At 40.2% G+C, this 24,811-nt stretch carries 18 protein-coding genes; 15 read left to right on the forward strand and 3 right to left on the reverse strand.

Annotated features, from left to right (window positions below; genetic code table 11):
• Nucleotides 1-132: 132 nt before the first annotated feature.
• A complete protein-coding gene (locus ACFWE9_RS14980) occupies nucleotides 133-336 on the reverse strand; it encodes a hypothetical protein (protein ID WP_377357444.1) in 204 nt (67 codons plus the stop codon).
• Nucleotides 337-796: 460 nt separating this feature from the next.
• Here ACFWE9_RS14980 and ACFWE9_RS14985 point away from each other — a divergent pair, with 460 nt between their 5' ends.
• The 3 genes from ACFWE9_RS14985 (at nucleotide 797) to nhaC (ending at nucleotide 7,913) form a co-directional block, all read left to right on the forward strand.
• Nucleotides 797-4,996, forward strand: coding sequence for a S8 family serine peptidase (locus tag ACFWE9_RS14985; RefSeq protein ID WP_377357446.1), 4,200 nt, complete (start codon nucleotides 797-799; stop codon nucleotides 4,994-4,996).
• A gap of 69 nt (nucleotides 4,997-5,065) precedes the next feature.
• Nucleotides 5,066-6,328 carry a response regulator aspartate phosphatase gene (locus ACFWE9_RS14990; protein ID WP_377357448.1) on the forward strand — a complete coding sequence of 421 codons (1,263 nt, stop codon included), beginning with the start codon at nucleotides 5,066-5,068 and terminating at the stop codon, nucleotides 6,326-6,328.
• Between the two features lie 205 nt (nucleotides 6,329-6,533).
• A complete protein-coding gene (gene nhaC / locus ACFWE9_RS14995; protein WP_377357450.1) occupies nucleotides 6,534-7,913 on the forward strand; it encodes a Na+/H+ antiporter NhaC in 1,380 nt (459 codons plus the stop codon).
• 126 nt (nucleotides 7,914-8,039) lie between these two features.
• On the opposite strand, the gene ACFWE9_RS15000 is transcribed toward nhaC, so the two are convergent.
• Nucleotides 8,040-9,233: an FtsW/RodA/SpoVE family cell cycle protein gene (locus ACFWE9_RS15000; RefSeq protein WP_230157617.1), complete on the reverse strand. Its 1,194-nt coding sequence runs from the start codon at nucleotides 9,231-9,233 to the stop codon at nucleotides 8,040-8,042.
• 649 nt (nucleotides 9,234-9,882) lie between these two features.
• Between ACFWE9_RS15000 and ACFWE9_RS15005 the strand changes: the two genes are divergently transcribed.
• The 4 genes from ACFWE9_RS15005 (at nucleotide 9,883) to ACFWE9_RS15020 (ending at nucleotide 15,322) form a co-directional block, all read left to right on the forward strand.
• Nucleotides 9,883-11,442 carry an aldehyde dehydrogenase family protein gene (locus ACFWE9_RS15005; protein ID WP_377357452.1) on the forward strand — a complete coding sequence of 520 codons (1,560 nt, stop codon included), beginning with the start codon at nucleotides 9,883-9,885 and terminating at the stop codon, nucleotides 11,440-11,442.
• 260 nt (nucleotides 11,443-11,702) lie between these two features.
• Nucleotides 11,703-12,476 carry a TerC family protein gene (locus ACFWE9_RS15010; RefSeq protein WP_377357454.1) on the forward strand — a complete coding sequence of 258 codons (774 nt, stop codon included), beginning with the start codon at nucleotides 11,703-11,705 and terminating at the stop codon, nucleotides 12,474-12,476.
• An 834-nt stretch (nucleotides 12,477-13,310) separates the two neighbouring features.
• Nucleotides 13,311-14,060, forward strand: a complete 750-nt coding sequence (gene sigI / locus ACFWE9_RS15015) for an RNA polymerase sigma factor SigI (protein WP_377357456.1) — start codon at nucleotides 13,311-13,313, stop codon at nucleotides 14,058-14,060.
• The gene (locus ACFWE9_RS15020; protein WP_377357458.1) at nucleotides 14,057-15,322 is read left to right on the forward strand and encodes an anti-sigma factor domain-containing protein; all 1,266 of its coding nucleotides are present in this window, start codon (nucleotides 14,057-14,059) and stop codon (nucleotides 15,320-15,322) included. The genes sigI and ACFWE9_RS15020 overlap by 4 nt, the downstream gene beginning before the upstream one ends.
• A gap of 56 nt (nucleotides 15,323-15,378) precedes the next feature.
• Here the strand turns inward: ACFWE9_RS15020 and ACFWE9_RS15025 are convergent, their stop codons facing one another.
• On the reverse strand, nucleotides 15,379-15,573 hold the full coding sequence (locus tag ACFWE9_RS15025; protein WP_230157610.1) for an alpha/beta-type small acid-soluble spore protein: 195 nt from the start codon (nucleotides 15,571-15,573) through the stop codon (nucleotides 15,379-15,381).
• A 232-nt stretch (nucleotides 15,574-15,805) separates the two neighbouring features.
• Here ACFWE9_RS15025 and ACFWE9_RS15030 point away from each other — a divergent pair, with 232 nt between their 5' ends.
• The 8 genes from ACFWE9_RS15030 to ACFWE9_RS15065 all read left to right on the forward strand — a co-directional run bounded on the left by ACFWE9_RS15030 (nucleotide 15,806) and on the right by ACFWE9_RS15065 (nucleotide 24,804).
• Nucleotides 15,806-17,158: a TrkH family potassium uptake protein gene (locus ACFWE9_RS15030; protein ID WP_230157609.1), complete on the forward strand. Its 1,353-nt coding sequence runs from the start codon at nucleotides 15,806-15,808 to the stop codon at nucleotides 17,156-17,158.
• Between the two features lie 141 nt (nucleotides 17,159-17,299).
• Complete coding sequence (locus tag ACFWE9_RS15035; RefSeq protein WP_377357461.1) at nucleotides 17,300-18,688, forward strand: ATP-binding protein; 1,389 nt, start codon at nucleotides 17,300-17,302, stop codon at nucleotides 18,686-18,688.
• A 125-nt stretch (nucleotides 18,689-18,813) separates the two neighbouring features.
• Entirely contained in the window at nucleotides 18,814-20,043 is a 1,230-nt protein-coding gene (locus tag ACFWE9_RS15040) for an acyl-CoA dehydrogenase (RefSeq protein WP_377357463.1), read from the forward strand.
• Complete coding sequence (locus ACFWE9_RS15045; protein WP_230157606.1) at nucleotides 20,040-20,813, forward strand: SDR family oxidoreductase; 774 nt, start codon at nucleotides 20,040-20,042, stop codon at nucleotides 20,811-20,813. Before ACFWE9_RS15040 ends, ACFWE9_RS15045 begins: the two co-directional genes overlap by 4 nt.
• 37 nt (nucleotides 20,814-20,850) lie before the next feature.
• A complete protein-coding gene (locus tag ACFWE9_RS15050) occupies nucleotides 20,851-22,461 on the forward strand; it encodes a long-chain-fatty-acid--CoA ligase (RefSeq protein WP_377357484.1) in 1,611 nt (536 codons plus the stop codon).
• 71 nt (nucleotides 22,462-22,532) lie between these two features.
• Complete coding sequence (locus ACFWE9_RS15055) at nucleotides 22,533-23,096, forward strand: TetR/AcrR family transcriptional regulator (RefSeq protein WP_230157602.1); 564 nt, start codon at nucleotides 22,533-22,535, stop codon at nucleotides 23,094-23,096.
• A 44-nt stretch (nucleotides 23,097-23,140) separates the two neighbouring features.
• Nucleotides 23,141-24,025 carry a 3-hydroxyacyl-CoA dehydrogenase family protein gene (locus ACFWE9_RS15060; RefSeq protein WP_377357465.1) on the forward strand — a complete coding sequence of 295 codons (885 nt, stop codon included), beginning with the start codon at nucleotides 23,141-23,143 and terminating at the stop codon, nucleotides 24,023-24,025.
• Entirely contained in the window at nucleotides 24,025-24,804 is a 780-nt protein-coding gene (locus tag ACFWE9_RS15065; protein ID WP_377357467.1) for an enoyl-CoA hydratase/isomerase family protein, read from the forward strand. Before ACFWE9_RS15060 ends, ACFWE9_RS15065 begins: the two co-directional genes overlap by 1 nt.
• Nucleotides 24,805-24,811 lie beyond the last annotated feature (7 nt).

The following is a 24,811-nucleotide window of genomic DNA, read 5'->3' on the forward strand; positions in this document are numbered from 1 at the left end:
AACTGCGTCAGACTTAAACTGAACCGCCGTATACCGAACGGTACGTACGGTGGTGTGAGAGGTCGGAGGCTAGGCGCCTCCTCCTACTCGATTTTAACTCAGTAGACACTCTAAGGATCATTTGCACTTTCTTTAATCTCCTTGTTTTTTACCTGATAATTTATCTGGCGAAAAAGGCTTCTTTACATTGTTTTCACGATCTTGATTTATTACTTCTTGAAGGCGTCCTTGATAGGCAAAGTTGATTGGAACAAGTTTTCGATATTCCTGCGGGAAAAGCGGGTCCAAGGGAGACCCCGCAGGCGCACAGCGAGTGCCTGGAGTGGATAACAACATTCGATTTACAAGTCCTCAAAAAAACTGAAGGTAAAATCCATTATTATCGAGTTTGTCTACAGTCTGGAAGCCCCGTGTGATGCACACAGGTTTTTTTTATTATCTGGATCTTTTTTAATATTCAAAGTTTCTTTTCGTACATTAAACAATGTACTATAACTTCAATTGTCTAACATTATGTCCTTCCTGTATGTTGGCACTTGTAACGTCCTTTCGGAAATGTGGGGTAATTTCCTCGATTGACATAGATCCATCGGCCTGATGGGAAGCGTGCTAGTGAAAAATGGATGGATAGATTCACATCAAAACCCTCCAATTGTCATGTTAATTAAGGGGTTTTTTCTCATTCCATAGGGAGATACAACCAAGATTATTACCCCAATTTACAGCATTAACATTTATCCTCTATTATTTAACAGAAGATAATAAATATTCTAAAAAAATAAGGAGGAACGGAATAATGAAATTTTCTAAAAGGAAACATGTTTTATCAGGCACCCTTGCTGCTGGGCTTCTTCTATCTACAACCTTTTCGATTCATCCATTGGCGGAGAAACCAGAAGTGACGGTTACCCATAAAAATGTTGAAGACATTCTATCGAACTTATCCAAGGAGCAACGACAAGCGCTTCAGAAGCTAAACGCTGGTCCTAACTTCACCATTTCTCCAGATATAAAAACAAATAGCCCGGAGCTGGTTTCTGTAATTGTTGAGTTCGAACAAGCTCCTGCGCAGGTCGCCGTCAAAAAACAAACGGTGCTTGGGAAAAAAATGACGATTGATTCCGCAAAAAATAACGTAGATCAGTCACATCAAGAATTTAAAAGCTATATTAACTCTTTGAAAAAGAAAAAAGATTTTTCCAAGTATGATTCCAGTAAATTAACGATAAACAGAGAATATAAACATGCATTTAACGGCGTTTCCATGACGTTACCAGGAGTTGCGGTAAAAGATTTACTTCAATCAGGGGCAGTTAAACGAATCTGGAATAATGCAAAAATCCAATTGGAGCTCCCGGTTCATGAAAAAGGGATCACTTCAAAAATGGCTGATAGCATTCCTCAAATTGGAGTAGATAAACTTCATGAAGAAAATATAAAAGGAAAAGGAATCAAAGTTGGTGTCCTTGATACTGGCATCGACTACAATCACCCCGATTTAACCAATGCATATAAAGGATACCGAAGTAAAAAAGGCGAGAACCCTAAGGACATTGAGCCTTCTTCGGTTAAGGGCTGGGATTTCGTCGATAATGATGCAGACCCGATGGAGACAACCTATGAAAATTGGAAATCATCCGGTCAACCGGAATTCAGCAGCAGTGGTTCCGCTTACTATACAGCTCATGGCACACATGTTTCTGGAACGATCGCCGCAACAAAAACAAATGAAGTGGATTATGCAGTGAAAGGTGTTGCTCCTGAAGCTGACCTCTATACATACCGTGTGTTAGGACCGTATGGTTCCGGTTCCAATGAAGGTGTAATAGCAGGAATTGATAAAGCAGTCAGTGATGGTATGGATATCATGAATCTATCACTTGGATCATCTGTCAATGATCCGCTTGACCCTACTTCTGTAGCGATCAACAATGCAATGCTCTCTGGGGTTGTCTCCGTTGTGGCTGCCGGTAATGCGGGGCCAGGTGCGAAAACTTTAGGCTCTCCTGGAACAGCTGCCCTTGGCATTTCAGTTGGGGCAAGTGATTCTGCCATGAAGATCCCTACCATAACTGCAGAGGCTGGAAAGTATACATTTGAAAACATGAAACTTTTAGGTAAAAACTTTTCGGATCGGATTGAAGAATTAACTGGTCAATCGCTTCCGGTCGTTTATACCGGCATTGGACAGGAAAGCGACTTTAAAGGGAAAGATGTTCGAGATAAAATCGCTCTTATTGAGCGAGGAACGCTTACGTTTGATGTGAAAATAAAGAATGCAAAGGCAGCAGGGGCAAAAGCAGTAATCATCTATAACAATGTGGATGGCGAAATCACCTCATATGTTGGGGAAGGAATGGACTTTATCCCTACTTTCCGATTAACCAAAGAAGAGGGGGAAAAATTAAAAGCTGTCGAAAATGGATCCCTTACATTTAAAGATACAGGGAATACAAAAACAGTCGGAGATAATTTGGCAGACTTCAGTTCCAGAGGTCCAGTTAACGGAAATTACGATATTAAGCCAGATATAGTTGCGCCTGGCGTGGCCATTTTCTCCACTGAGCCGGAATATATCAATAGTCCAGATGAAGGAATTGATTACACAACATCTTACGGACGTATGCAAGGCACTTCAATGGCTACACCGCATGTTACGGGTGTTGCTGCTTTAATATTACAAGAACACGGGGATTATGACCCATTTGATGTGAAAGAAGCACTCATGAATACATCCGTTGATTTACAAAAAGATCATTCGGTGAATGAAGTTGGAGCAGGCCGTATCGATGCCTATGATGCCGTGCATGTGGATACTTCGATAAAAGTATTGGATAAAACCGAAATTGTCGAAGGTGATAAAACGACAGAAATTAACGAGGAAACGGGCTCACTTGCATTTGGCCGGGAATATATAAGAGACAATGATGAAGCGATTGAACTAACGAAAAAAGTGGAAATTGAAAATAAGGGGAAAAAGAAAAAATATACCATTGATGTTGAATACCATAAGAATATAAAAGGGGTACAAGATGCCACTGCAAATGGTGTAAAGGTAAAAGTGAAGAAGTCGGTCACTGTAGCCAAAGGTAAGTCCAAAGTAATTGAACCAACCATCAGCGTACCCGCAACAGCAAAAGAAGGGGCATATGAAGGATACCTTCACATCACTAATTCTGAAAATGATGAAGAAACGTATCAAATTCCATTTTCGATCACCGTAACAGATAAAGGAATTGATTATGTAGAAACGGACAGTCCATCAATTGCTAATGATTTTCCGTTTTGGCAATACTATAACCCATTTATGAATGCAATGTTTCAGGTGAAAAGCCCAATGGAAACAGTGGACGTTATCCTAAAAGATGCGAATTCCGGTAAGCCATTAGGGTACGTAGGGAGCCTCAATGCTTCTAGGTTCGAACCTGATAAACCATATTATATTCTTTTGGCGTTTACTGGTCATGTATATCCATTTACAAACGATCCAGAGCATCCGATTTCCAATACGTATAAGAAACTTCCAGAAGGGGACTACACTCTAGAGTTCATAGGAAGTGATGAGTCGGGAAAAACCTACTCAGCTGGTACTGCCGCAATAGTCGATAACACCCCTCCAGACGTAAAATGGGACAAAGAACCAGGCGTATATGAAATAAATGACTCGATGTTTACAGAAGAAGATGGTCAGAAGGCTTTCTATGTACACGGAAATGTCAATGATGCGACAGTAAAAGTACTTCAAGATAAAGGTTTGGACTATGACCAAACTTCCAATACTATGTTTTACGATACGAGCAAATACGCATATTTTGGCAGGGAATTCCCAATCGATCCTGACGGAAATGCGAAATTCGGAATCGAAGAAAGTGATATTGCAAATGATGCACTTTATCTAAGGTTGGCAACTACAGATATGGCAACAGCAATGAATCCTCAAGATTATGTGTTTTTAAAAGAAGGGACTGAATATCTCACATCAAACTATGATAAAGAGGTGCTGAAAAAGGATGATACATTTACCATGACTTTATCAGTCAATAATGTAAAACAGTTCCTCTCAGGAGAATATTCGATCAAGTTTGAAGGTGACCTTTATCAATTTAAGAATGCTAAACTTTCTAGTGAAATAAAAAAATATGCAAAAGAAAAAGGGTTGGATGTTTCTTTAACCAAGCCTGTCGTTAATGATGCTGATTATTTTAATGTAGTCAAAGTTGGCGCGGAATTAACAGGAAAGGCATTTAAAGGTTTAAACGGAGATATGCCTTTACTGGATGTATCCTTTAAACTTGTCGATGATACCTTTTATCATTTATATGCGGGATTGGATGTAGAAGAAGCTTCTTATATAAAAAAAGGGGGCAATATTGCAACCGATCTTCCACATTACAGCGTTGACCGATATAAAATCATTTCTAAGCACTCAACTTTAAACGGATCGATTTCTCCAGAAGCGTTTTTAAGTGAGGAAGGTTATATAAAGCCAGGAAATATCACCAAAATCGGTGTGAAAGTTTATGCGCAATCAAAAGCAGGGAAAAAATATCCTGGAACACTTGATGATTGGGGACAATATATAGTCAAAGGGATTCCTGCATCAAACCAAGAATATACGCTTGTCGTTGAAACGCCATCACATCTTAAGAGCTATACAAACTTCGTTCCAGGTAAAGAAAAAGATGGGACAATTCTAGGACAGAATATTAGAATCAGGCCGAATATGAATCTAGCAGGAGATATCAATAAAGATAAAGTCATCGACATTAAAGATATTCAGGTAGTCGTTGATGCATATGGTATTAAAGATAACTCCTTAGTGAAAGAAGATATCAATCAAGACGGTATCGTTGATGAATTGGACGTCCGCTATGTCGAGAGAAACTTTTTGACGAAAGGGCCGGATGCACCAAGTAATAAAGTGCCGAAAGAAAAAATCGGCAATAAAGGTTTGGACTACTTTTTACGTCTCATAGGACTAGAAACGAATCAATAGCATTTGCCCCAGGAAAGAAATTTCCCTGGGGCTTTTACTTTTTTTGCTATAATAGGAGGAAAAAGTTACGTGGGGGAATTTTTGGTGGAGGGTAAAATCATTAAGTTTTATCGGGAAAAAGCTCAAATGACACAAAAGGAGCTTGTACAAGGAATTTGTTCCATTACACATTTAAGCAAGATTGAACGTGGGATTACCGAGTATTCCAAAGAGATGATAATCCTGTTATCCGAGAGGCTGCATATCAATATAAAAGAAGAGGTCAGAAAATATCATCTATTGGGCCAAAAACTTGATGAGTGGCAGAATGCTTTGATTTCACAACAGACGGAAGACTCCGCTAGGTTAAAAAAAGAAATAGAAGATGAGCCGCTTAGAGAGCTTCCTGATTTTCATGCTTCCTATAATTTAATCCTCTCAAGGTATCATCTATTCATGAACCTTCCGGAGAAAGCGTTTGAAACGATACAAATCATCCAAGGGAAAGAGTCACAGCTCTCATCATACGAACGCAATTATTTAAAACATATTATGGGCATCTATTATTTTCTGACTGGACAATTCAAGGATTGCATCAACATCCTTACGAGCATTGATCATTCCGGATACCATCACAATGAATATTATTATCACCTTGCACTGGCACACCATTCAACACATTCCAATATTGCATCCTACTATTACGCTGAAAAAGCGCTAGCCTATTTTCAGAAAACATTGAATGTACTAAGAATCATCGATACCGAAACAATGATGCTTGTTCAGTTGAACACAAGGGAACTTCACGACTTTGATGATACCAAGAAAAAATACGATTCCTTAATAAAAATGTGTGATACGTGTCAGGCATATGATCGTAAATCCAAGCTCCTTAACAATCTTGCTTTCGAATGTTATAGAAGGAAAAGGTTTGATGATGCAAGAAAATTATACGAAAGGGCGCTTCAACTCGTTGATGAAGATAATCCTTTTTACACGATGTTTTTGGATGGATACATCAATAACGCGATAAAAGGAAAGCTATTGAATGATACAGACCTCACGGACCTAGCTAAAAAAGGATTGAGACTTGCCCGAAAACATAAAGGCATGCCACCCTTTTATTTTCAATTGCATCTATATGCAATCCAGGATGAGGAAGAAAAATTCTACCGTTTAATAGAAGAAGAAGCTCTGCCCTATTTCCGAAAAACAGGCTACATAGTCCTGATCGATCATTATGAGAAAAAGCTGTTTCATTATTTAGTAAAGATCAATGAGACAACCAAGGCATTGCAATTAGCCCAAATAATTATCGAATCACATAAAAGTCATTATGATGGAATGAACTGAACATATATTCATGGAAGGAGCATGGAAAAGGTAAATATCATTGCAAAATTTAAAATCTACTAAATTAATCCTTTGACAATCTCCCGAAACTCCTTTATATTTAGCTAGTACTTTAGTGCTTAAAAGCGTTTCAGTAATTGTGATGAGTGAAAAGGTCCAATCCTTACCTCAGAGAATACACAACATGAAAGCGGGGAATTACATCATGCGTCTTGAAGATGCAAAGCTAAAACTCTCCTTACCTGAAGCAATCGGGGTTTTGGCAGTTCTTTTATTAATTATTGCAACTGGTATCATACATTTTGAACTGGCCCCCCATATTCCAATAATAACGGCCATCCTATTTCTATTTGTTTATGGAAAGATCAAGAAGCTGCCATTTTCGATTATGGAGGCGGCTATCGTCAAAGGTGCAGTTTCTGGTATGGGAGCCATCTATATATTCTTTTTCATTGGAATGTTAATTTCGGTCTGGATGGCAAGCGGGACGATCCCGACCATCATGTACTATGGGTTTGACTGGATTTCTGGTGAATATTTCTATGCGGTCACATTTCTGGTGTGTTCGCTAATTGGGCTCTGTATCGGAAGTTCACTTACAACATCAGCCACGATCGGCGTTGCTTTCATAGGTATGGCGGCTGCGATGGATTTATCGTTGGCGATTACAGCGGGTGCAATCATTTCCGGTGCATTTCTTGGGGATAAAATGTCTCCATTATCAGACTCGACCAACCTTGCTTCGGGAACGGTTGGAGTAGCATTATTTGAACATATTAATAATATGCTGTGGACAACGATTCCAGGTTTTATAATATCCCTTATCATCTTTTACTTCCTTTCACCGAATGTGAAACTGGATCGTGTTGAGGAGATTGAAGCCATGACCAAGGCATTGGAAATGGAAACGAACATTAGCATATGGAGTTTGATTCCGTTTGTCATCGTTCTGGTCATGGCTTTGAAAAAGGTGTCAGCGATTCCGACATTGTCAGCAGGAATCATTTCGGCGGCTGTCATTACTTTCATACAAACGCCAAGTGTGACGGTTGCAAAACTAGCAGATATTTTATACGGCGGCTTTGTACTTAAGAGTGGAATGGATCAACTTGACTCAATCCTATCGCGAGGCGGCATTGAAAGTATGATGTTCTCTGTTTCGATGGTGTTGTTGGCATTGGCGATGGGCGGACTATTGTTTGAATTAGGAGTCATCCCTTCTATTTTAAATGCGGTCCAGGATTCATTGACGAGTGTAGCGAAAGTGATTTCAGCTACCGTATTTGCAGGAATCAGCGTAAATTTCCTAGTGGGGGAACAGTACTTGTCAGTTATACTTCCTGGGAAAGCCTTTCAGCAGAAATATGAAGATTTAGGCTTGCAGCCAAAAACGCTTGCGAGGGTACTTGAAGATGCGGGAACAGTTGTGAACCCTCTAGTTCCTTGGGGTGTCTGCGGTGTATTCTTAACACAGGTATTGGGTGTCCCCACTCTTGAATATGCCCCATTTGCCTTTTTCTGCCTTCTTTGTCCTTTGCTCAGTTTGATTGCGGGCTTTACGAAAATAGGTATCCATTATAAATGAAAAAACAGGCGGTCGATTCGACTGCCTGTTTTTTTTCATGGAAACCTTTCATCATCAAACCTTATTGTAAGAAAAGTATAACGAAAAACCCCTGACGTGAATAAATATGTCAGGGGATTTGATCGTCTATTTTGAAGAAGCAATCTCATCTTTTGGAATGGACAGGACCTTTTCTTTCTTTTCTAGTAAATTCATTCGCATTACGACATTCTGGAATATGCCCATTGAAAGCATGAGCAATAGTAAGGAAGATCCTCCATAGCTGATGAACGGAAGGGTGATTCCAGTAATGGGAATGAGCCCTGTCGCACCGCCGATGTTGATGCCAACTTGAATGCCGATCATGGATGAGATCCCGATCAATAATAGGCTTCCAAATGGATCTTTACATTTTGCTGAGAGTATAAAACCCCTAAGGACGATAAACCCAAGTGTCAATAGAACGAAGCCTACACCGAATATTCCAAGTTCTTCTGCAATGACGGCAATGATGAAATCCGTATGTGATTCAGGCAGGTACCCGTATTTTTGTACACTGTCACCAAGTCCCACGCCTGTAAGGCCTCCTGATCCTATTGCATACAAGGAATTCACGAGCTGATACCCATCTCCTCCCTCTTGACCAAAAGGATCTGCAAACCCGGTAAAACGAGACACTTTATTTTCAGAGAAAACGGATGACAAATTTCCTGTCACGATTACTCCCAATGCAAATATTGTAACGAATATCGCAATAATCAATGAGAGTTTGAAAATACTCTTAAAAGTCATTCCGGATGAAAAGATCATCGTACTGGAAATTAGGAAAATGACGGCTGCCGTTCCATAGTCAGGTTGAATCCCGATTAAAAAACAAATAAATACGAGAAAGAAAATCGGGGGGATGACGGCTTTATCAATGCTATTGATTCGATCCTGCCTTTTTCCGTAAATGGCTGCCAGATAAATGATCATGGCCAACTTGGAAAATTCCGCAGGTTGAATCGATTTTGTCCCTAACTTGAACCAGCTTGTGGCATTTCCTGCTGTATGGCCGAAAATAAATAGCAGCAAAAGGATACCGGCCATTCCAAACATCATAGACATCAAGAAAATTTTGTTTTTGTACATCTTATAAGGAAGAATCATCGTCACGATCATTGCCAGGAATGAGATGATAAAAGCCGTTTTTTGCTTTTCGAAGAAGAAATCCATGGGCTGGCTGTACCGAGCAACAGCCGTAATCATGCTTGCACTATAAATCATGACTATACCAAACAAACAGAGTAATACGACAGCGATGAAAATAGGGAAGTCGTATGCTTTAATTATTCTTTTCACTTGTGCGCTCACCTCAAATATGTATGCGCGAAAAATTCGCCTTCTTATATAGTAACGGAAAATCAGTTATATAGATAATAATATTTATTCGATAACATGAATTTATCCTTCAAGAGCCAATAGTAAACATTAAATCTGATAAACTAGTCTAACGGATTTCCTTTTTGCTTATAGTCGAATTTGGATTCCTAATACATTACCTTCGATAGCAAACGTGAATACTCCTTTTAATAACGAATATTTTTTTACTATATATTCCATTTCAGCAGTGCTATAGAGATTACTATAAAAGTTTATTGCTGACAGGGATGGAGTTCATGGGTTTCACCAATTGAGTTGTAAAACGTGCTGTAATGTCGCGAATCCTGTATATGAATTTGTTTAAAATGAGTAACTCATCTTAATAGGTATACTTATTTTAGCTCCGATTATGTGGCAGGAAATCGGACAGGGATTTTATGAAGAGAGGGAAACGGTTGTGAACCTGGTTCCATTCGATTATATTATACAGGCTGCTGCGACTCTGGCATTATATAAAGAGGGTTCAGGGAAAAACCTAGTACAGGTAGTGAAGTTTATGAATGCTTCTTTGAAGTATAAAAATGATAGGGAGCACTAATAAAAATAAGGTAAAGCAAGGGGAGTAGTTATGGAAGAAGTAAATGACAAGTTGGAAGTGTTTTCTCCAGCAACAGGTGAGAAGATTGCGGAAATCGTCCCAACGCCATTGAAGTCAATTCCTCATATATATAAGAAATCAAGACATGCGTTCCTAACATGGTCGAATCTTCCCATCAATGAAAGGCTGCACTATTTAAAACGTCTTCGTTTATTGATGGTTGAAAAAATGGATGAAATAGCTGAAGCCATTTCAAAAGATACGGGAAAAGTTAAAATCGAAGCGCTAGTTGCTGATATCATGCCGACTATTGATGCGATCAAGCATATAGAGAAACATGCAGTGAAAGTTCTTTCCGGACAAAAAGTCACCACCCCACTCTTGTTAATTGGAAAAAAATCATATGTCCATTACATGCCACGCGGAACGGTTCTTGTCATTTCACCATGGAATTATCCTCTGCAATTGGCGATGGTGCCCATTCTTAATGCACTTGCAGCAGGAAATACAGTTATTTCCAAGCCGTCTGAGGTGACTCCGTTGGTTGGGGTGTCCATGGAAAACCTGTTTCTTGAAGCTGGTTTTCCTGAAGGAACTATACAGTTTGCCCATGGGGGGAAAGAATTGGGTGCAGCGTTAACTGAACAAAAACCAGACTATATATTTTTTACTGGTTCTGTAAGGACCGGAAAAATGATAGGGGAGGTTGCAGCAAAACAGCTAATACCCACAACCCTGGAGCTTGGCGGGAAGGACCCTATGATCGTGCTGCGTGATGCTAACCTGGAACGGGCTGTGAACGGGGCACTCTGGGGAGCTTTTACAAACAGCGGCCAGGTTTGCATGAGTGTTGAAAGGGTTTATGTGGAGCGTCCGGTTTATAAGGAATTCCTGGCGTTGCTTAAAGAAAAAACGATGTCCTTGAGGCAGGGGATACAATTAAAGGATGATATCGGTTCAATGACTTTTCCTGCTCAAGTTGATATTGTGGCTGGACACCTGGAGGATGCATTGAATAAGGGGGCGGTACTTGAGGCTGGAACTTCACCTAAAGAGTGGAATACGGGGCAGACCCATTTCATTCCGCCGACGATTCTGTCCAATGTCGATCATTCCATGAAAATCATGAAAGAAGAAACGTTTGGACCGGTGTTGCCTGTTATGCCTTTCGATACGGAGGAAGAAGTGGTCGCTTTTGCAAATGAGAGTGAATATGGACTCAATTCGAGCGTATGGACGTTGGATGAGGAAAAAGCAATTCGGATTGCGTCACAGTTAATAACAGGAGCGGTGACGATCAATGATGTGCTGATTACGGTTGCTAACCATCATTTACCATTTGGCGGTGCGAAACAAAGTGGCATTGGCCGTTATCATGGCGAACAGGGATTGAAGATTTTTTGTCATGAAAAAGCGATCATGATCGACAAAGGTATAAAGAATACAGAAATACAATGGTATCCTTATGAGGGGAAATACACGAGGTTTTTATCGCTGTTCCAGAACTACTTTTCTGCAAAACCTAACTGGGTAAAGTTTGGGCAAGAATATTTGCAATTGATTAAAATATCCAAAGGGAAACGAAAATGATGGTTCCGTTATAAAAAAGATTGTTATTTTCATAATGTCCGCGTATACTATTAATATACTTAATAACTGATTTTCCTTTATCAAAGGGGAGTAGCGTTAGGGTTCGCCCTAAAACAAAGTCGTCATTACGTGAATGGAAACATTCATCGGCTTTGTTGACATGTTTTCATGTTCAGCAAGACCTTTGCCTATACGGCAGAGGTCTTTTTATTTTGCCAATGCCGATAGGAGTGGGAATAAAACTATTGGAGGTTGAATGAATGGAAGCATCAATATTATTGGAATATGGCTGGGTCCTTCTTATCTTGGTTGGTTTAGAAGGAATACTCGCTGCGGATAATGCAGTTGTCATGGCTGTCATGGTTAAGCATTTACCAAAGGAACAACAACGTAAAGCTTTGTTTTATGGTTTGATGGGAGCTTTTGTTTTCCGTTTTGCAAGTCTATTCCTTATTTCCTTTCTTGTCGACGTGTGGCAAGTTCAAGCAATCGGTGCCCTTTACTTACTTTTCATTGCTTTTCAGCATATTTACAAGAAATACGCTGGTAAAGGTGAGAAGGAAGTCACTAAACCTAAGAAGCAATCTGGCTTCTGGATGACAGTGGTAAAAGTTGAAGCTGCCGATATCGCTTTCGCAATCGATTCCATGTTGGCTGCCGTGGCGCTGGCTGTGACACTTCCTGCAACAGGCTGGATGAAGGTCGGCGGTATTGATGGTGGGCAATTTGCTATTATGTTCCTCGGTGGTATGATTGGATTGATCATTATGCGATTTGCAGCTAATGGATTCGTAAAATTGCTTCATCAGCGTCCTTCACTTGAAACGGCAGCATTTTTGATCGTAGGTTGGGTTGGGGTGAAATTAGCGGTATATACACTTGCACACCCTTCGCTAGCTGTTATCGATCACCATTTCCCTGAATCAGCTCTTTGGAAATCGATTTTCTGGGTCGTATTGATTGGAATAGCGGTAGGTGCATGGATCATTTCAAGCAAAAAAGAGAAAAAAGAAAAACATATACAAGAAGCATAAAAAATGGGCGTGTCCACGCCTCAGTTTGTAGACAAAAAGGTTACGGAATGGTTCCATTCCGTAACCTTTTTGAATTTTTATTGGATGTTAAGCAGTTAATGGCTGGTGTTTTGTAAGCAGCATCTGCGGTAACAGCTTTAGGTTTACCAACTTTCTCATTCGCTCCTGCGGGAATATGCGTCCAAGGGAGACTCTGCAAGCGCAAAACGTGCCGAGGGCAGACCACCCGCTGAAAGTGAGTGCCTGTAGGGGAAATGACATTCGAATTCAAGCCGGTTTGTAGACAAAAGAGGTTTTATCTAAATTCAAAACAAAGTTGATGGGAATGGGTGTACGAGATTCCTGCGGGAATACGCTTCCAAGGGAGACTCTGCAGGCGCAAAACGTGCCGAGGGCAGACCGCCCGCTGAAAGCGAGTGCCTGGAGTGGAACAAATTTTAAAGCCCAAAAAAATTTAGACAAAATCAATTATTATCGAGTGCTAGTCAGAGTCATTATCTTTTTAGATCAAAACAGTTTTTTAATATCGATTTATGGAGATTACCCACAAAAGTCCATGCATGTTTACGAATGATATGTTTAGATGTAAATATTAAATTCCGGTTATAAAAATGACAATTGTCCCATGGATTTGTAAAAACGGCGGAAAAAGATATTTTACTGTAATTGCACTGTAATAAACGAGAAAAAACTAAGTATTTTATCATGTGGATATATTATGTGATTTCATTTATATCGCAAAAATAGTTCTTTTGGTACTGTCTTTTAGTCTCCCTCCGCTTAAGATAAATATGTTGATGCGTATTTTATGTTCAACAGGAGCGAGGTGAGCAGATGCTTGGTTTGTTGTTTACAGCATTCAAAAAAAAGCGTTCTTTAGAAGAAACCGTATTGAAAATTCAACAAGGCGATTTAAGCCTTCGTAATGATACAATAGAGTCATTCAAACCATTTATAGCAAAAACCGTCTCATCAGTTTGCAGGCGTTACATATACGAATCAGATGATGAATTTAGTATAGGAATGATTGCTTTTAATGAGGCAATCGACAAATATTCCCCGGAAAAAGGCCGTTCTTTATTGGCATTTGCCGAAACCCTCGTTAAACGAAGGGTTATAGACTATTTAAGAAGCCAGTCGAAACGCAAAGAAATCCTTCTGGATCTATCTTTGAATGATGATGATGATGATAATCAAAGCCACATATATATCGATAATGAAAATTCGATTCATGAATACGAGAAGCAAAAAGAATCGGAAAAAAGGAAAGAAGAAATTCAGCTTTATATAAACCATCTACAGGATTTTGGTCTGTCATTTGAGGATCTCGTTGAAAACTCTCCAAAACATGCGGATGCTAGGAAAGGAGCTATAATGATCGCTAAAATGTTAATGGACGATGACGAACTGAAAGAAATCCTGTTTGCAAAAAAGCGACTGCCAGTGAAACAGCTTGAAGGAAAAGTGGATGTAAGCAGAAAAACGATTGAACGGAACCGAAAGTACATCATTGCTGTGGCAATCATAATAAACGGAGATTTTTTGTACTTGAATGATTATATTAAAGGGGCTATCAATGGATGAAAAAAGGAGTTATTCTTTCAGTTAATAAGAGTTTTGTTACCCTATTGACCCCCGAGGGTGAATTTCTAAAAACCAAAAGACAGGAACGTGTATATGAAGTGGGTGAAGAAATCACTTTTGCACCTGTTAAACAAAAGGTCTCTTTTTCCTTGCCCAGCTTTCATTCATCTTTCAAAAAAAAGGCCGTGATAAGCATTGCCTCTACCTTTCTGATTCTTTTTTTGATTCTTCCATCGTATTTCTCTGGTCATGTGTCGGCATATATGACAATAGATGTGAATCCTAGTATTGAATTGGAGCTTGACGATCATTTAGAAGTGCTTAAACTTACCGGCTTAAACGCAGACGGCAAGCTTGTGATTGATCAGCTGAAAAATTGGAGAGGTAAGGATATTAAGGCGGTTACAAATCGAATCGTTGCAACGACGAAGCAACTTGGATATTTGAAAGGGGAAAAACAAATAGTTGTTTCCACAACTGTATTGGATAAAGATAAAAAATTCGATAAGAACTTAAAAGAAGAGATAAAAGAAATATCTCAGCAGGATAATGTTTCAAAAACAAAGATGAAAGTAATTGAGGCAACAAAAAAAGATCGGGAGCAAGCAAAGGAACAAGGAATATCCACAGGTAAATATGTCGAAAAGAAGTTGAATGAAGATACAGAAAAGGTAAAAGTGAATAAGAGAGAACCTGTACCAGCAGCACCTGAAAAAAAAGTTGAGGAAAAGGTCGATAGTTCGACTGAGAAGAGTGCAGCGCAGAGCAATAAGAGCAGTTCGGACGAAGAAAAGAAAAAAGAGGACAATTCAAATGAAATAAAACAAAAGACTGTAAAGGAAGCCAAACCAATGGTACGGCAAAATCTAGAAACGGTTCCTGCCCCAACTAAAGAAAAAACCAATAGTGAAGATAAAAATGAAAACCGGAATGAGGTAAATGGCTTTAAGAAAAAAAATAAGGAGCCAAAAAGGGAATCAGTTAGTAAGCACAGCATCCAAAGTAACCACAGCAGTCAAAGCACCCGAAATAATCACAATCTCCAAAGTAACCACAGTAACCAATTAAGGGACAAACAGAAAAATGAAAAGGCAGATAAAAAGCTTGTTGAGAGACGATATCCAGACAAAGAAAAGGGAAGAGAAAAAGAAAAGAATAAAAACGATCATAGTAAGCACGAAAATAAAAAAGATAAACAAGAGAGGGATAAGTGGAAACGGGGTAATGGGAATGATGAAAACAAGCATGGACGCAATAATTAAAAAGAGTCCAGCACGGAGCTGGACTCTTAGCCATGGATATTCAATTGTGTTTTGAATTATTGACCTTTAAGTTGTGATTGAGCTTGTGCTACAAGTCGTTTCGTAATTTCTCCGCCAACTGACCCATTTGCACGTGATGACGTATCGGAACCTAATTGTACACCGAATTCTGATGCAATTTCATATTTGATTTGTTCTAATGCTTGTTCAATTCCAGGAACTAGAAGGTTGTTGCTGCTGTTGTTAGCCATTTTAAATCTCCCCTTTACTTTTCAACGGCTTTTGCCGCTGTAATGATAGTATAAGTAGAATCAAGAGTTTTACTTACATGAACAGCATCAAATTTATTGGTAAACCTGCCTTATTGTTGTATGTAAGTTAGTTTCAAAAGAGATTGGAAAAAAGAATGAAAAAAGGGTAAACTAGAGTTTCAATGGTTATGTGATCCACATAACCATAAAGGAGTAAGAAAGGAAACTCTTAATGGTTGCTATTAAACAAATATTATCAAAGTTAACACCAGCACAGCTTATCGTCGGTTATTATTTTTTAGCTGTGAGCATCTCGACAATATTGCTGAGTCTGCCGGTTGCTCTAAAACCTGGGGTTGAGTGGAAATTCATTGACGCACTATTTACAGCTGTCAGTGCAGTCAGTGTTACAGGCTTAACCGTAGTCAGCACGCCTGATGTTTTTAGTGAGGCTGGGTACTTCATTCTGATGTTCGTTCTCCAATTTGGCGGGATTGGCATCATGACACTCGGAACCTTTTTCTGGCTGATATTGGGCAAGAAGATAGGCCTGAAGGAAAGGCAATTGATCATGACGGATCAAAACCAATCGAATCTGTCGGGTCTTGTTAAATTATTGATCCAAATCATTCAGATATTTGTCGTAATTGAAATGATTGGCGCCCTTGTTTTAGGGGTTTATTTTTTGAATTATTTTCCGAACTGGAAAGACGCCTTTATAAATGGTTTATTTTTGGCTATCAGTGCCACTACGAATGCTGGTTTTGATATCACTGGTATATCGATGATTCCTTTTAAAGGGGATTATTTTGTACAGTTCATCACGATTATTCTACTTACTCTTGGAGCCATCGGGTTTCCGGTCTTGATTGAGTTGAAAGAATTTTTATCCAATAAGGCCCGTACTTATAAGTTTCATTTTTCTTTGTTCACGAAACTGACATCGGTCACTTTCTTTTCCTTGATCATTGGGGGAACGATTCTGATATTCCTGCTGGAAATGAATGGGTTCTTAAAAGATAAGAACTGGCATGAGTCGTTCTTCTACTCTTTATTTATGTCATCCAATACGCGAAGCGGCGGGTTAACAACAATGGATGTGAGCGATTTTTCGGAACCAACCCTTTTAGTGATGAGCATACTGATGTTCATTGGAGCATCCCCAAGTTCAGTCGGAGGGGGGATCCGTACAACCACTCTGGCTATTATGATTCTCTTCTTATGGAATTTCATGAGGGGGAGGCGCTCCATTAAAGTATTCAAACGGGAGATTCATCCTGATGATATCAGAAAGGCGACTGCAGTTATGATCATGGGGTCGCTCCTATGCATAATGGCCGTCTTCATTTTAACGATTACCGAGAATTTTACTTTAACCCAAATTATTTTTGAGGTATGTTCGGCTTTTGGATCAGTTGGACTTTCGATGCAAGTAACGCCTGATCTCAGTAATACCGGTAAAGTTGTCATTATGATCATTATGTTTATTGGACGGGTCGGGATCACGTCCCTCCTGTTTATTATAGGCCACAAAGAAGTTACGGAAATTTATCATTATCCAAAAGAGCGCGTCATTATTGGGTAAGGAGATAGCAGAACAGAGACCTTTCCATCGTGGAAAGGTTTTTTGTCTTATTAGCAGGAATCAAAGATAAAATGTTGAAATTTACCTATAAGTGAGTTATCTAACGTATTTATATACTTTATGCTCAATTTGAACCCTTACTTGCCTGGAATTCGATCGGATGAAGTTTATATCATTTTCGTAAAGGAGGTGGAGGAAATAAAGAAATATATTGGAAGGATCATTGTTCCTGCCCTGTTCTTCATATTGTTATTGCCCTATTTAGGATGGCTGGATCATGAAGAACGCAGGTTTTCCGCCTTTGAAGGAATATACTTAATCGGCAGTTTATCCATAGCTTGGTGTTTGGGTGCTATCTATGATAATAAGCGGAAAACAATTGCTTTGTTACAAGAAGGACGCTATCGTATTTTCTCCAAGTACTCCAAAGAATTGGTCAATAGCTTCAATGAGGTTATTTTCCAAACGGATGAAAAAGGAAAATGGCTGTATTTAAACCCAGCATGGAAATCGATGAGTGGTGCAACTGTAAATGAATCTCTCGGGCTGCACTTTTCTAAACATATGGATAACACTTCTTATCAAGCCGTATTAAAGGCGTTTGCGGAATCATTTCATCAAGGAAATAAATATTTTCGAGTGGACATTAAACTGAATGATTCAAAAAAGGGGACAAGTTGGGTTGAAGCATTCGTAAAACTGATTTACGATGACGCAGGGAAATTCATAGGGACGGCAGGAATATTATCGGAAATTAATGAACGGAAACATGCAGAAGAAAAGCTTGTAAGCCTTAACGAACATTTGGCAATCACATCAAGCAAGTTATCAACAGCTGCCCAACTTGCGGCAGGGATTGCACATGAGGTCAGGAATCCAATGACAGCTATATTAGGATTTGTAAAGTTGATTAAAGATGGCAATGCCGATAAACAGGAATACTATGAAATAATTTTTTCAGAAATAAACCGGATCGAGCAAGTTCTTAATGAACTCTTGTTGCTTTCGAAACCGACTGGAGCGGTTTTTCTTGAGAAGGATTTAAAAGACAGCTGCAACCATGTCGTAACACTGTTGGAGACAAACGCCGTACTGAACAATATTCAAATTCATAAAAATTATGATACAGAACCTATTTTCCTTTACTTTGATGAAAATCAAATCAAACAAGTACTAATAAACATGATAAAAAACTCGATAGAATCGATGCCGAACGGCGGAAATATATTTGTTAGTGTATATGAAAAAAATGGGGAAGTTTATGTAAGCATTTTGGATGAGGGGGAAGGTATTCCGGAAAACTCCCTTAAAAAAGTGGGAGAACCGTTTTTCACTACCAAATCCTCAGGAACAGGATTGGGTCTTTCCGTTTGTTTTAAAATCATCGAAAAGCATGGTGGCAAAGTTTTCATCACAAGTGAGCTGAAAAAAGGCACGAAAATCGTATGTGTATTCCCTGCCGTCCAACCAAAGGATATAAGCGGGAACAATACTGTCCAGGGAAAGGAGCTTGAACAATCAGGAAAATAAATAATTAATTGTCTGAAAAATCGGAAAATAAGTAACTAATTATTGGAAAAATCGGAAAATTGCGTGTATACTGTAAAAGTGACAACATACTAACCGGTTAGTTAGTTTAAAAGGGGGAATTCATTTTGAATTTTGAACATTCTCAAAAGGTGAAAAGTCTGGAAAAGAAGTTAAGGGAATTCATGGAAAAGTACGTCTACCCCAATGAATCCGTATACAAAAAGCAACTAGAATCACAGGGAAGCCGATGGAGTGAAATACCGCCAATTTTATTTGAATTAACCGCAAAAGCAAAGGAAGAAGGATTATGGAATTTATTTTTACCTGATAGCAGTCATGGAGCGGGTTTAACAAATCTAGAATATGCACCGCTTTGTGAAATCATGGGAAGGTCGATGATTGGACCCGAAATCTTCAATTGTAATGCGCCGGATACCGGAAATATGGAAGTGTTGGTGAGGTACGGTTCAGATGAACATAAGGAACGCTGGCTGAAGCCGTTACTTGCTGGGGAAATCCGCTCATGCTTCTCTATGACAGAACCAGACGTAGCTTCTTCAGATGCGACCAATATTAAGTGCAGGATTGAAAAGTCAGGAAATGAATATGTCATAAACGGCCGGAAATGGTGGTCCTCAGGAGCAGGCGATCCCCGTTGCAAGATTGCCATTGTCATGGGCAAGACGGATCCTGAAGCCACCAAGCATGGACAACAGTCCATGATTCTTGTACCGCTAGATACACCGGGTGTCAAAATCGAGAGAATGCTTCCTGTTTTTGGTTACGATCATGCACCGCATGGCCATGCTGAAATCAATTTTGAAAATGTGAGGGTTCCTGCTGAGAATATTCTATGGGGGGAAGGCAAAGGGTTTGCGATTGCCCAGGGAAGACTCGGACCTGGGAGGATACATCATTGCATGAGGCTGATAGGGGCTGCTGAAAGAGCACTTGAAGAATTATGTAAGCGCATTCAAGGTCGTATCGCGTTTGGAAAACCTTTGGCTAGACAAGGTGTGATCATGGAATGGGTGGCTGATTCACGGATTGAAATCGAACAAGCAAGGCTTCTGACTCTAAAGGCTGCCTATATGATGGATACTGTCGGGAACAAGGAAGCGAAGGCGGAAATAGCCATGATTAAAGTGGTTGCACCGAATATGGCATTGAAAGTGCTGGATCGGGCCATTCAAGGGTTTGGAGCTGCGGGGATCTCCGATGATTTCCCTTTTGCTGCACATTGGGCAAATGCCCGGACGTTGAGGCTTGCTGATGGTCCGGATGAAGTGCACCGGTCACAAGTAGCTAAAATAGAACTTCGAAAATACCAACAGAAGCATGAGGTGAAGATATGAAAGTTACCGACCTATTCGATTTGACTGGTAAAACGGCAATCATAACCGGTGGGGGGAGGGGGCTGGGAGAACAAATAGCGACCGGCTTTGCCGAAGCAGGTGCCAATGTCGTTCTTTGTTCCAGGAAGAAGGAAGCATGCGATGAAGTTGCCTCTCGCTTGCAAAGTATTGGAGTCAGGGCACTTTCCTTCAAGTGTGATATCACCAATCCTTCAGATGTACAGGAAGTCGTTAACGAAACTTACCGGGAATTTGGTTCCATTGATATTTTAGTGAACAATAGCGGGGCATCTTGGGGAGCTCCAGCTGTCGACATGCCACTGGAAGCCTGGCAGAAGGTGATGAATGTCAATGTAACTGGAACCTTTATCATGAGCCAGACTGTAGGCAGGGTCATGATTGAACAGGGACATGGAAAAATCATAAACATCGCTTCTGTCGCTGGATTAGGAGGGACGGACCCGAGGGTGCTTGATACGGTCGGATATAATACGAGCAAAGGGGCGGTCATTGTTTTAACAAAAGATTTAGCTGTAAAATGGGGCCAGCATAATATCAATGTTAATGCAATCGCACCTGGATTCTTCCCGACAAAAATGAGTAAAGGGGTGCTTGAACAAGGGAAGAATCCGATCTTGGATTCCACTCCGCTTAAAAGGTTAGGGAGTGAGGATGATTTAAAAGGTGCAGCGGTTTTCCTAGCTTCAAAAGCATCTGATTATGTGACTGGTAATATCTTGATTGTTGATGGGGGTTCGCATGCAATGTAATGAAAAGTAAGTAAATATGGCTGGAGGGTATGGAATGATGAACGAAAAAAAATGGCTGTCCGTTTATCCTGATTCAATATCAAAGGAAATAAAGGTTCCTGAGTTTCCGATGCAAAGAATTCTTGAACATGCATATGAGTCCTATCCAAACAATACAGCTATTACTTTTTATGGTCGGAAGATTTCTTATCAGGAACTTTTTCATGCGTCGCAAGCCTTTGCTTCAGCCCTTCAAAAAAAAGGTGTCCAAAAAGGCGATCGCGTCGCCATCATGCTGCCTAACTGTCCCCAATACGTCATTGCGTATTATGGATCTTTGACCACAGGAGCGATTATCACACAAATCAATCCAATGCTGGTTGAAAGGGAGTTGCATCATATCCTGCAGGACTCCGGGGCAGAAACGATTGTGGTATTGGACGGTTTATATCCGAAAGTCAAAAGTGTGCAGCAGCACGCAAATGTGAAAAATATTATCGCAGTGAGCCTGCAGCCATCGGAAGCAGATTTCCAACCTGATGCATCCTTTGATCAATTCATGAAGTCAGGAGACGGAAAAATCAATCCAGTAACGATCGACCCGGAAAATGATATAGCCGTTCTTCAGTATACGGGAGGAACGACAGGCCGTTCAAAAGGGGCAATGCTGACGCATGGCAATATTCTGGCTAACGTTGTTCAATCGTATGAATTCTTCAAGCATGAATTAAAAATGGGCTCAGAAAGAACGTTGTCGGTCATACCGCTTTTTCATGTTTTTGGAATGACCTCGGCCATGAATTTATCCGTGTATATAGCGGGGGATTCAATCATGCTGCCACGATTTGAAATAGAGGAAGTGCTTGAAACGATAAAGCGTGAACAGCCGACGACTTTTCCTGGTGTACCAACCATGTATGTAGCGTTGACGAATCATCCTAAAGCAGAAGAATATGGAATGGGCTCCATACAGCTCTGTAACAGCGGAAGTGCACCTATGCCCGTGGAACTCCTACGTGAGTTTGAACGGAAATCAGGTGCGAAGATATTGGAAGGCTATGGTCTAACGGAAGCTTCGCCAACAACGCATTGTAACCCCGTATTTGCCGAAAGAAAGCCTGGGAGTGTCGGGATTGGTATCCCTTCGACTGATTATAAGGTGATGGATCTAGGTGACGGGACAAAAGAAGTGGCCCCCGGCGAGATGGGGGAATTGGTCGTCAAAGGACCACAAGTGATGAAAGGTTACTGGAATATGCCAGAGGAAACGGCTGTGACTCTTAGGGATGGTTGGCTTTATACGGGTGATATCGCCAAAGTTGATGAAGAAGGATATCTCTTTATTGTCGACAGGAAAAAAGATTTGATCATCGCAAGTGGTTATAATATTTATCCTCGTGATGTGGAAGAAGTTCTCTATGAACATCCTGCTGTCCTGGAAGCGGTTGTCATCGGAGTTCCGGATGCGTATCGAGGAGAGTCGGTTAAAGCGGTGCTAGTACTTAAAAATAATCAAAAGGCAAGCGAACGGGAAATCATCGATTACTGCCGAGCAAACCTATCGGCATATAAAGTTCCGCATGTCGTCGAATTTCGTGAGGAGTTACCGAAAACAAATGTCGGAAAGATTTTAAGGCGTGCTTTAAGAGAAGAATTTTCCAGGAGATAAGTGGATTTGATAGTACGAAAGCGTATGATTTCAATTCAGCTGAAATTTTAACAGATTGCGAGGATGCTTACATGAAAGAAAAAATGACAGAACATAGCATACGCTTATTCGAAAAGAAGGGCTTTAGTGAAACGTCGATTACTGATATCGTCGAATCGGTTGGGGTTACGAAGGGAACGTTTTATTATTACTTTACGAGTAAAGAGCAGTTGCTAATGGATATTCATCTCGCTTATATTGACGAGTTGCTTAGTGAGCAGGAAAAAATCATTTTGGACCCTGAAAAAAGTTGTAAGGATAAGCTTTTTGATATGGTGTATATGCTTTTAAAAAGCATTAAGACTAAAAAGTCAAGCGCAATGGTCTTTTTCCGCGAAATGAAAAATCTAAGTGATGAAAAACTGGCACAAATCCTGCCTAAGCGAGATCTGTTCCGTAATAAAATCGAGCAGGTACTGATTACTGGCATCGAGAGCGGAGAACTGCGGTCCAATCTCGATGCATCCATCATCTCTTTTGCTATATTGGGTGTGGTCAATTGGAGCTATCATTGGTTCGACCCAGAAGGGGAAAAAAATGAACAGGAAGTGGCACGTATTTTCATGGAGATGATTCTACAGGGGATTGAAGCGTGATAGAGGTTACATACTAACTAGTTAGTAGAGGGGAGATAGATGACATGACCAACAAGCAAATTCAATCTATAACCGTAATTGGAGCTGGCCAGATGGGGCATCAAATTGCGATGCTCGCTGCACTTGGAGGTTACGAGACGATTCTTCAAGATGTTCAAGAAAAAGCATTGAATGAGGCCAAGGAAAAATTGGATGTTATTTTGACTAAGTGGGTTCAAAAAGGAAAATTGTCTGAAGATCGTAAATTGGCAGCTTTTAGTCGACTTCAATATACGACGGATTTGGAGAAAGCGGCCAGTGGAGCTGATTTAGTCATTGAAGCGGTTGTCGAAAAGCTTGAAGTGAAACGTGAAGTTTTTACTAAACTGGAGGAATTGGCACCAGCAGAAACCATTTTTGCTACGAATAGTTCAACGATTGTCAATAGCTTGCTTTCAAGTGTGACAAACCGTCCGGATAAGTTCATTAATATGCATTTCTTTTTTCCACCTTTAATTATGGATTGTGTTGAGGTTGTCATGAGTGATCAAACATCAGAAGAAACAGCAAAGCTAGCGATGGAAGTCACCCAGAAAATGAATAGGACAGGTGTTTTATTAAGGAAAGAAATATCGGGATTCGTAGCCAATCGGATATTGGGTGCACTGCAGCGTGAAGCTTTATATTTGTATGAAGAAGGAATTGTGGACTATAAGGATATCGATCTAATTTGCAGAAAAGCATTAAGCCATCCCATCGGCCCTTTTGAACTGATGGATTTATCAGGAATTGATGTGGGGTATTTTGTCATGCAGCAGCGATATAATGAAACGGGGAATCCAGAAGATAAGCCAAATGCATGTATAGAAGAAAAAGTGAAACAGGGACATTTAGGAAGGAAAACTGGTAAGGGTTGGTATGAATATCCGAATCAAGGAGTGAAGAATTGATGCCAAAGTTGATTAGATTGGAAAACGAAAATAAGCTTGCAATCATAACCATTGATAATCCTCCATTAAACGTAATCAGCAGACAAGTATTCAGGGAATTGGGAGAAATATTCACAGAACTTTCAAATGATGATGAAATTGTAGCAGTACTGATAACTGGTGGAGGCAATATGGCTTTTGCGGCTGGTGCAGATATAAAAGAATTCCCAACCATGATGGGAAATCCGAATATGAAAGAAAGAGTCAAGGAAAGTCATGCGGTCTTAACCAAAATCGACCAATTCCCTAAACCTACGATAGCCGTATTAAACGGGTTGACTTTAGGAGGCGGATGCGAACTGGCTTTGGCCTGTGATTTGCGCGTTGCCGAAACACAAGTTCAAATTGGCCTGCCGGAAGTCAAATTAGGGTTATTTCCAGGAGCTGGTGGTACACAGCGATTGTCCAGACTTGTTGGAAACGCCAAAGCAAAGGAAATGATCTTTACCGGTGATCCAATTGATGCTAAAGAAGCGGAAAAAATCGGGCTCGTCAATAAAATCGTCGAGCAAGGCTGTGGCTTATCAGAGGCGAAGATTTTAGCCTCAAGAATGACGAGGCACTCCCTTCAATCACTGTCGAGAATCAAGAAGGCGATCAATGAAGGAAGCGAGGAGACGCTTGAACAAGGTCTAGAAATTGAAACGGATCTTTTTGAAGAAATCTTTCAAACTGAAGATGTGAAAGAAGGGGTCTCCGCTTTCTTGGATAAGCGTAAACCTGCTTTCGTTCATCGATAATCTAGGA

Origin of the sequence: Peribacillus sp. NPDC060253 (genome assembly GCF_042727425.1) — a bacterium.
GTDB lineage: Bacteria > Bacillota > Bacilli > Bacillales > DSM-1321 > Peribacillus.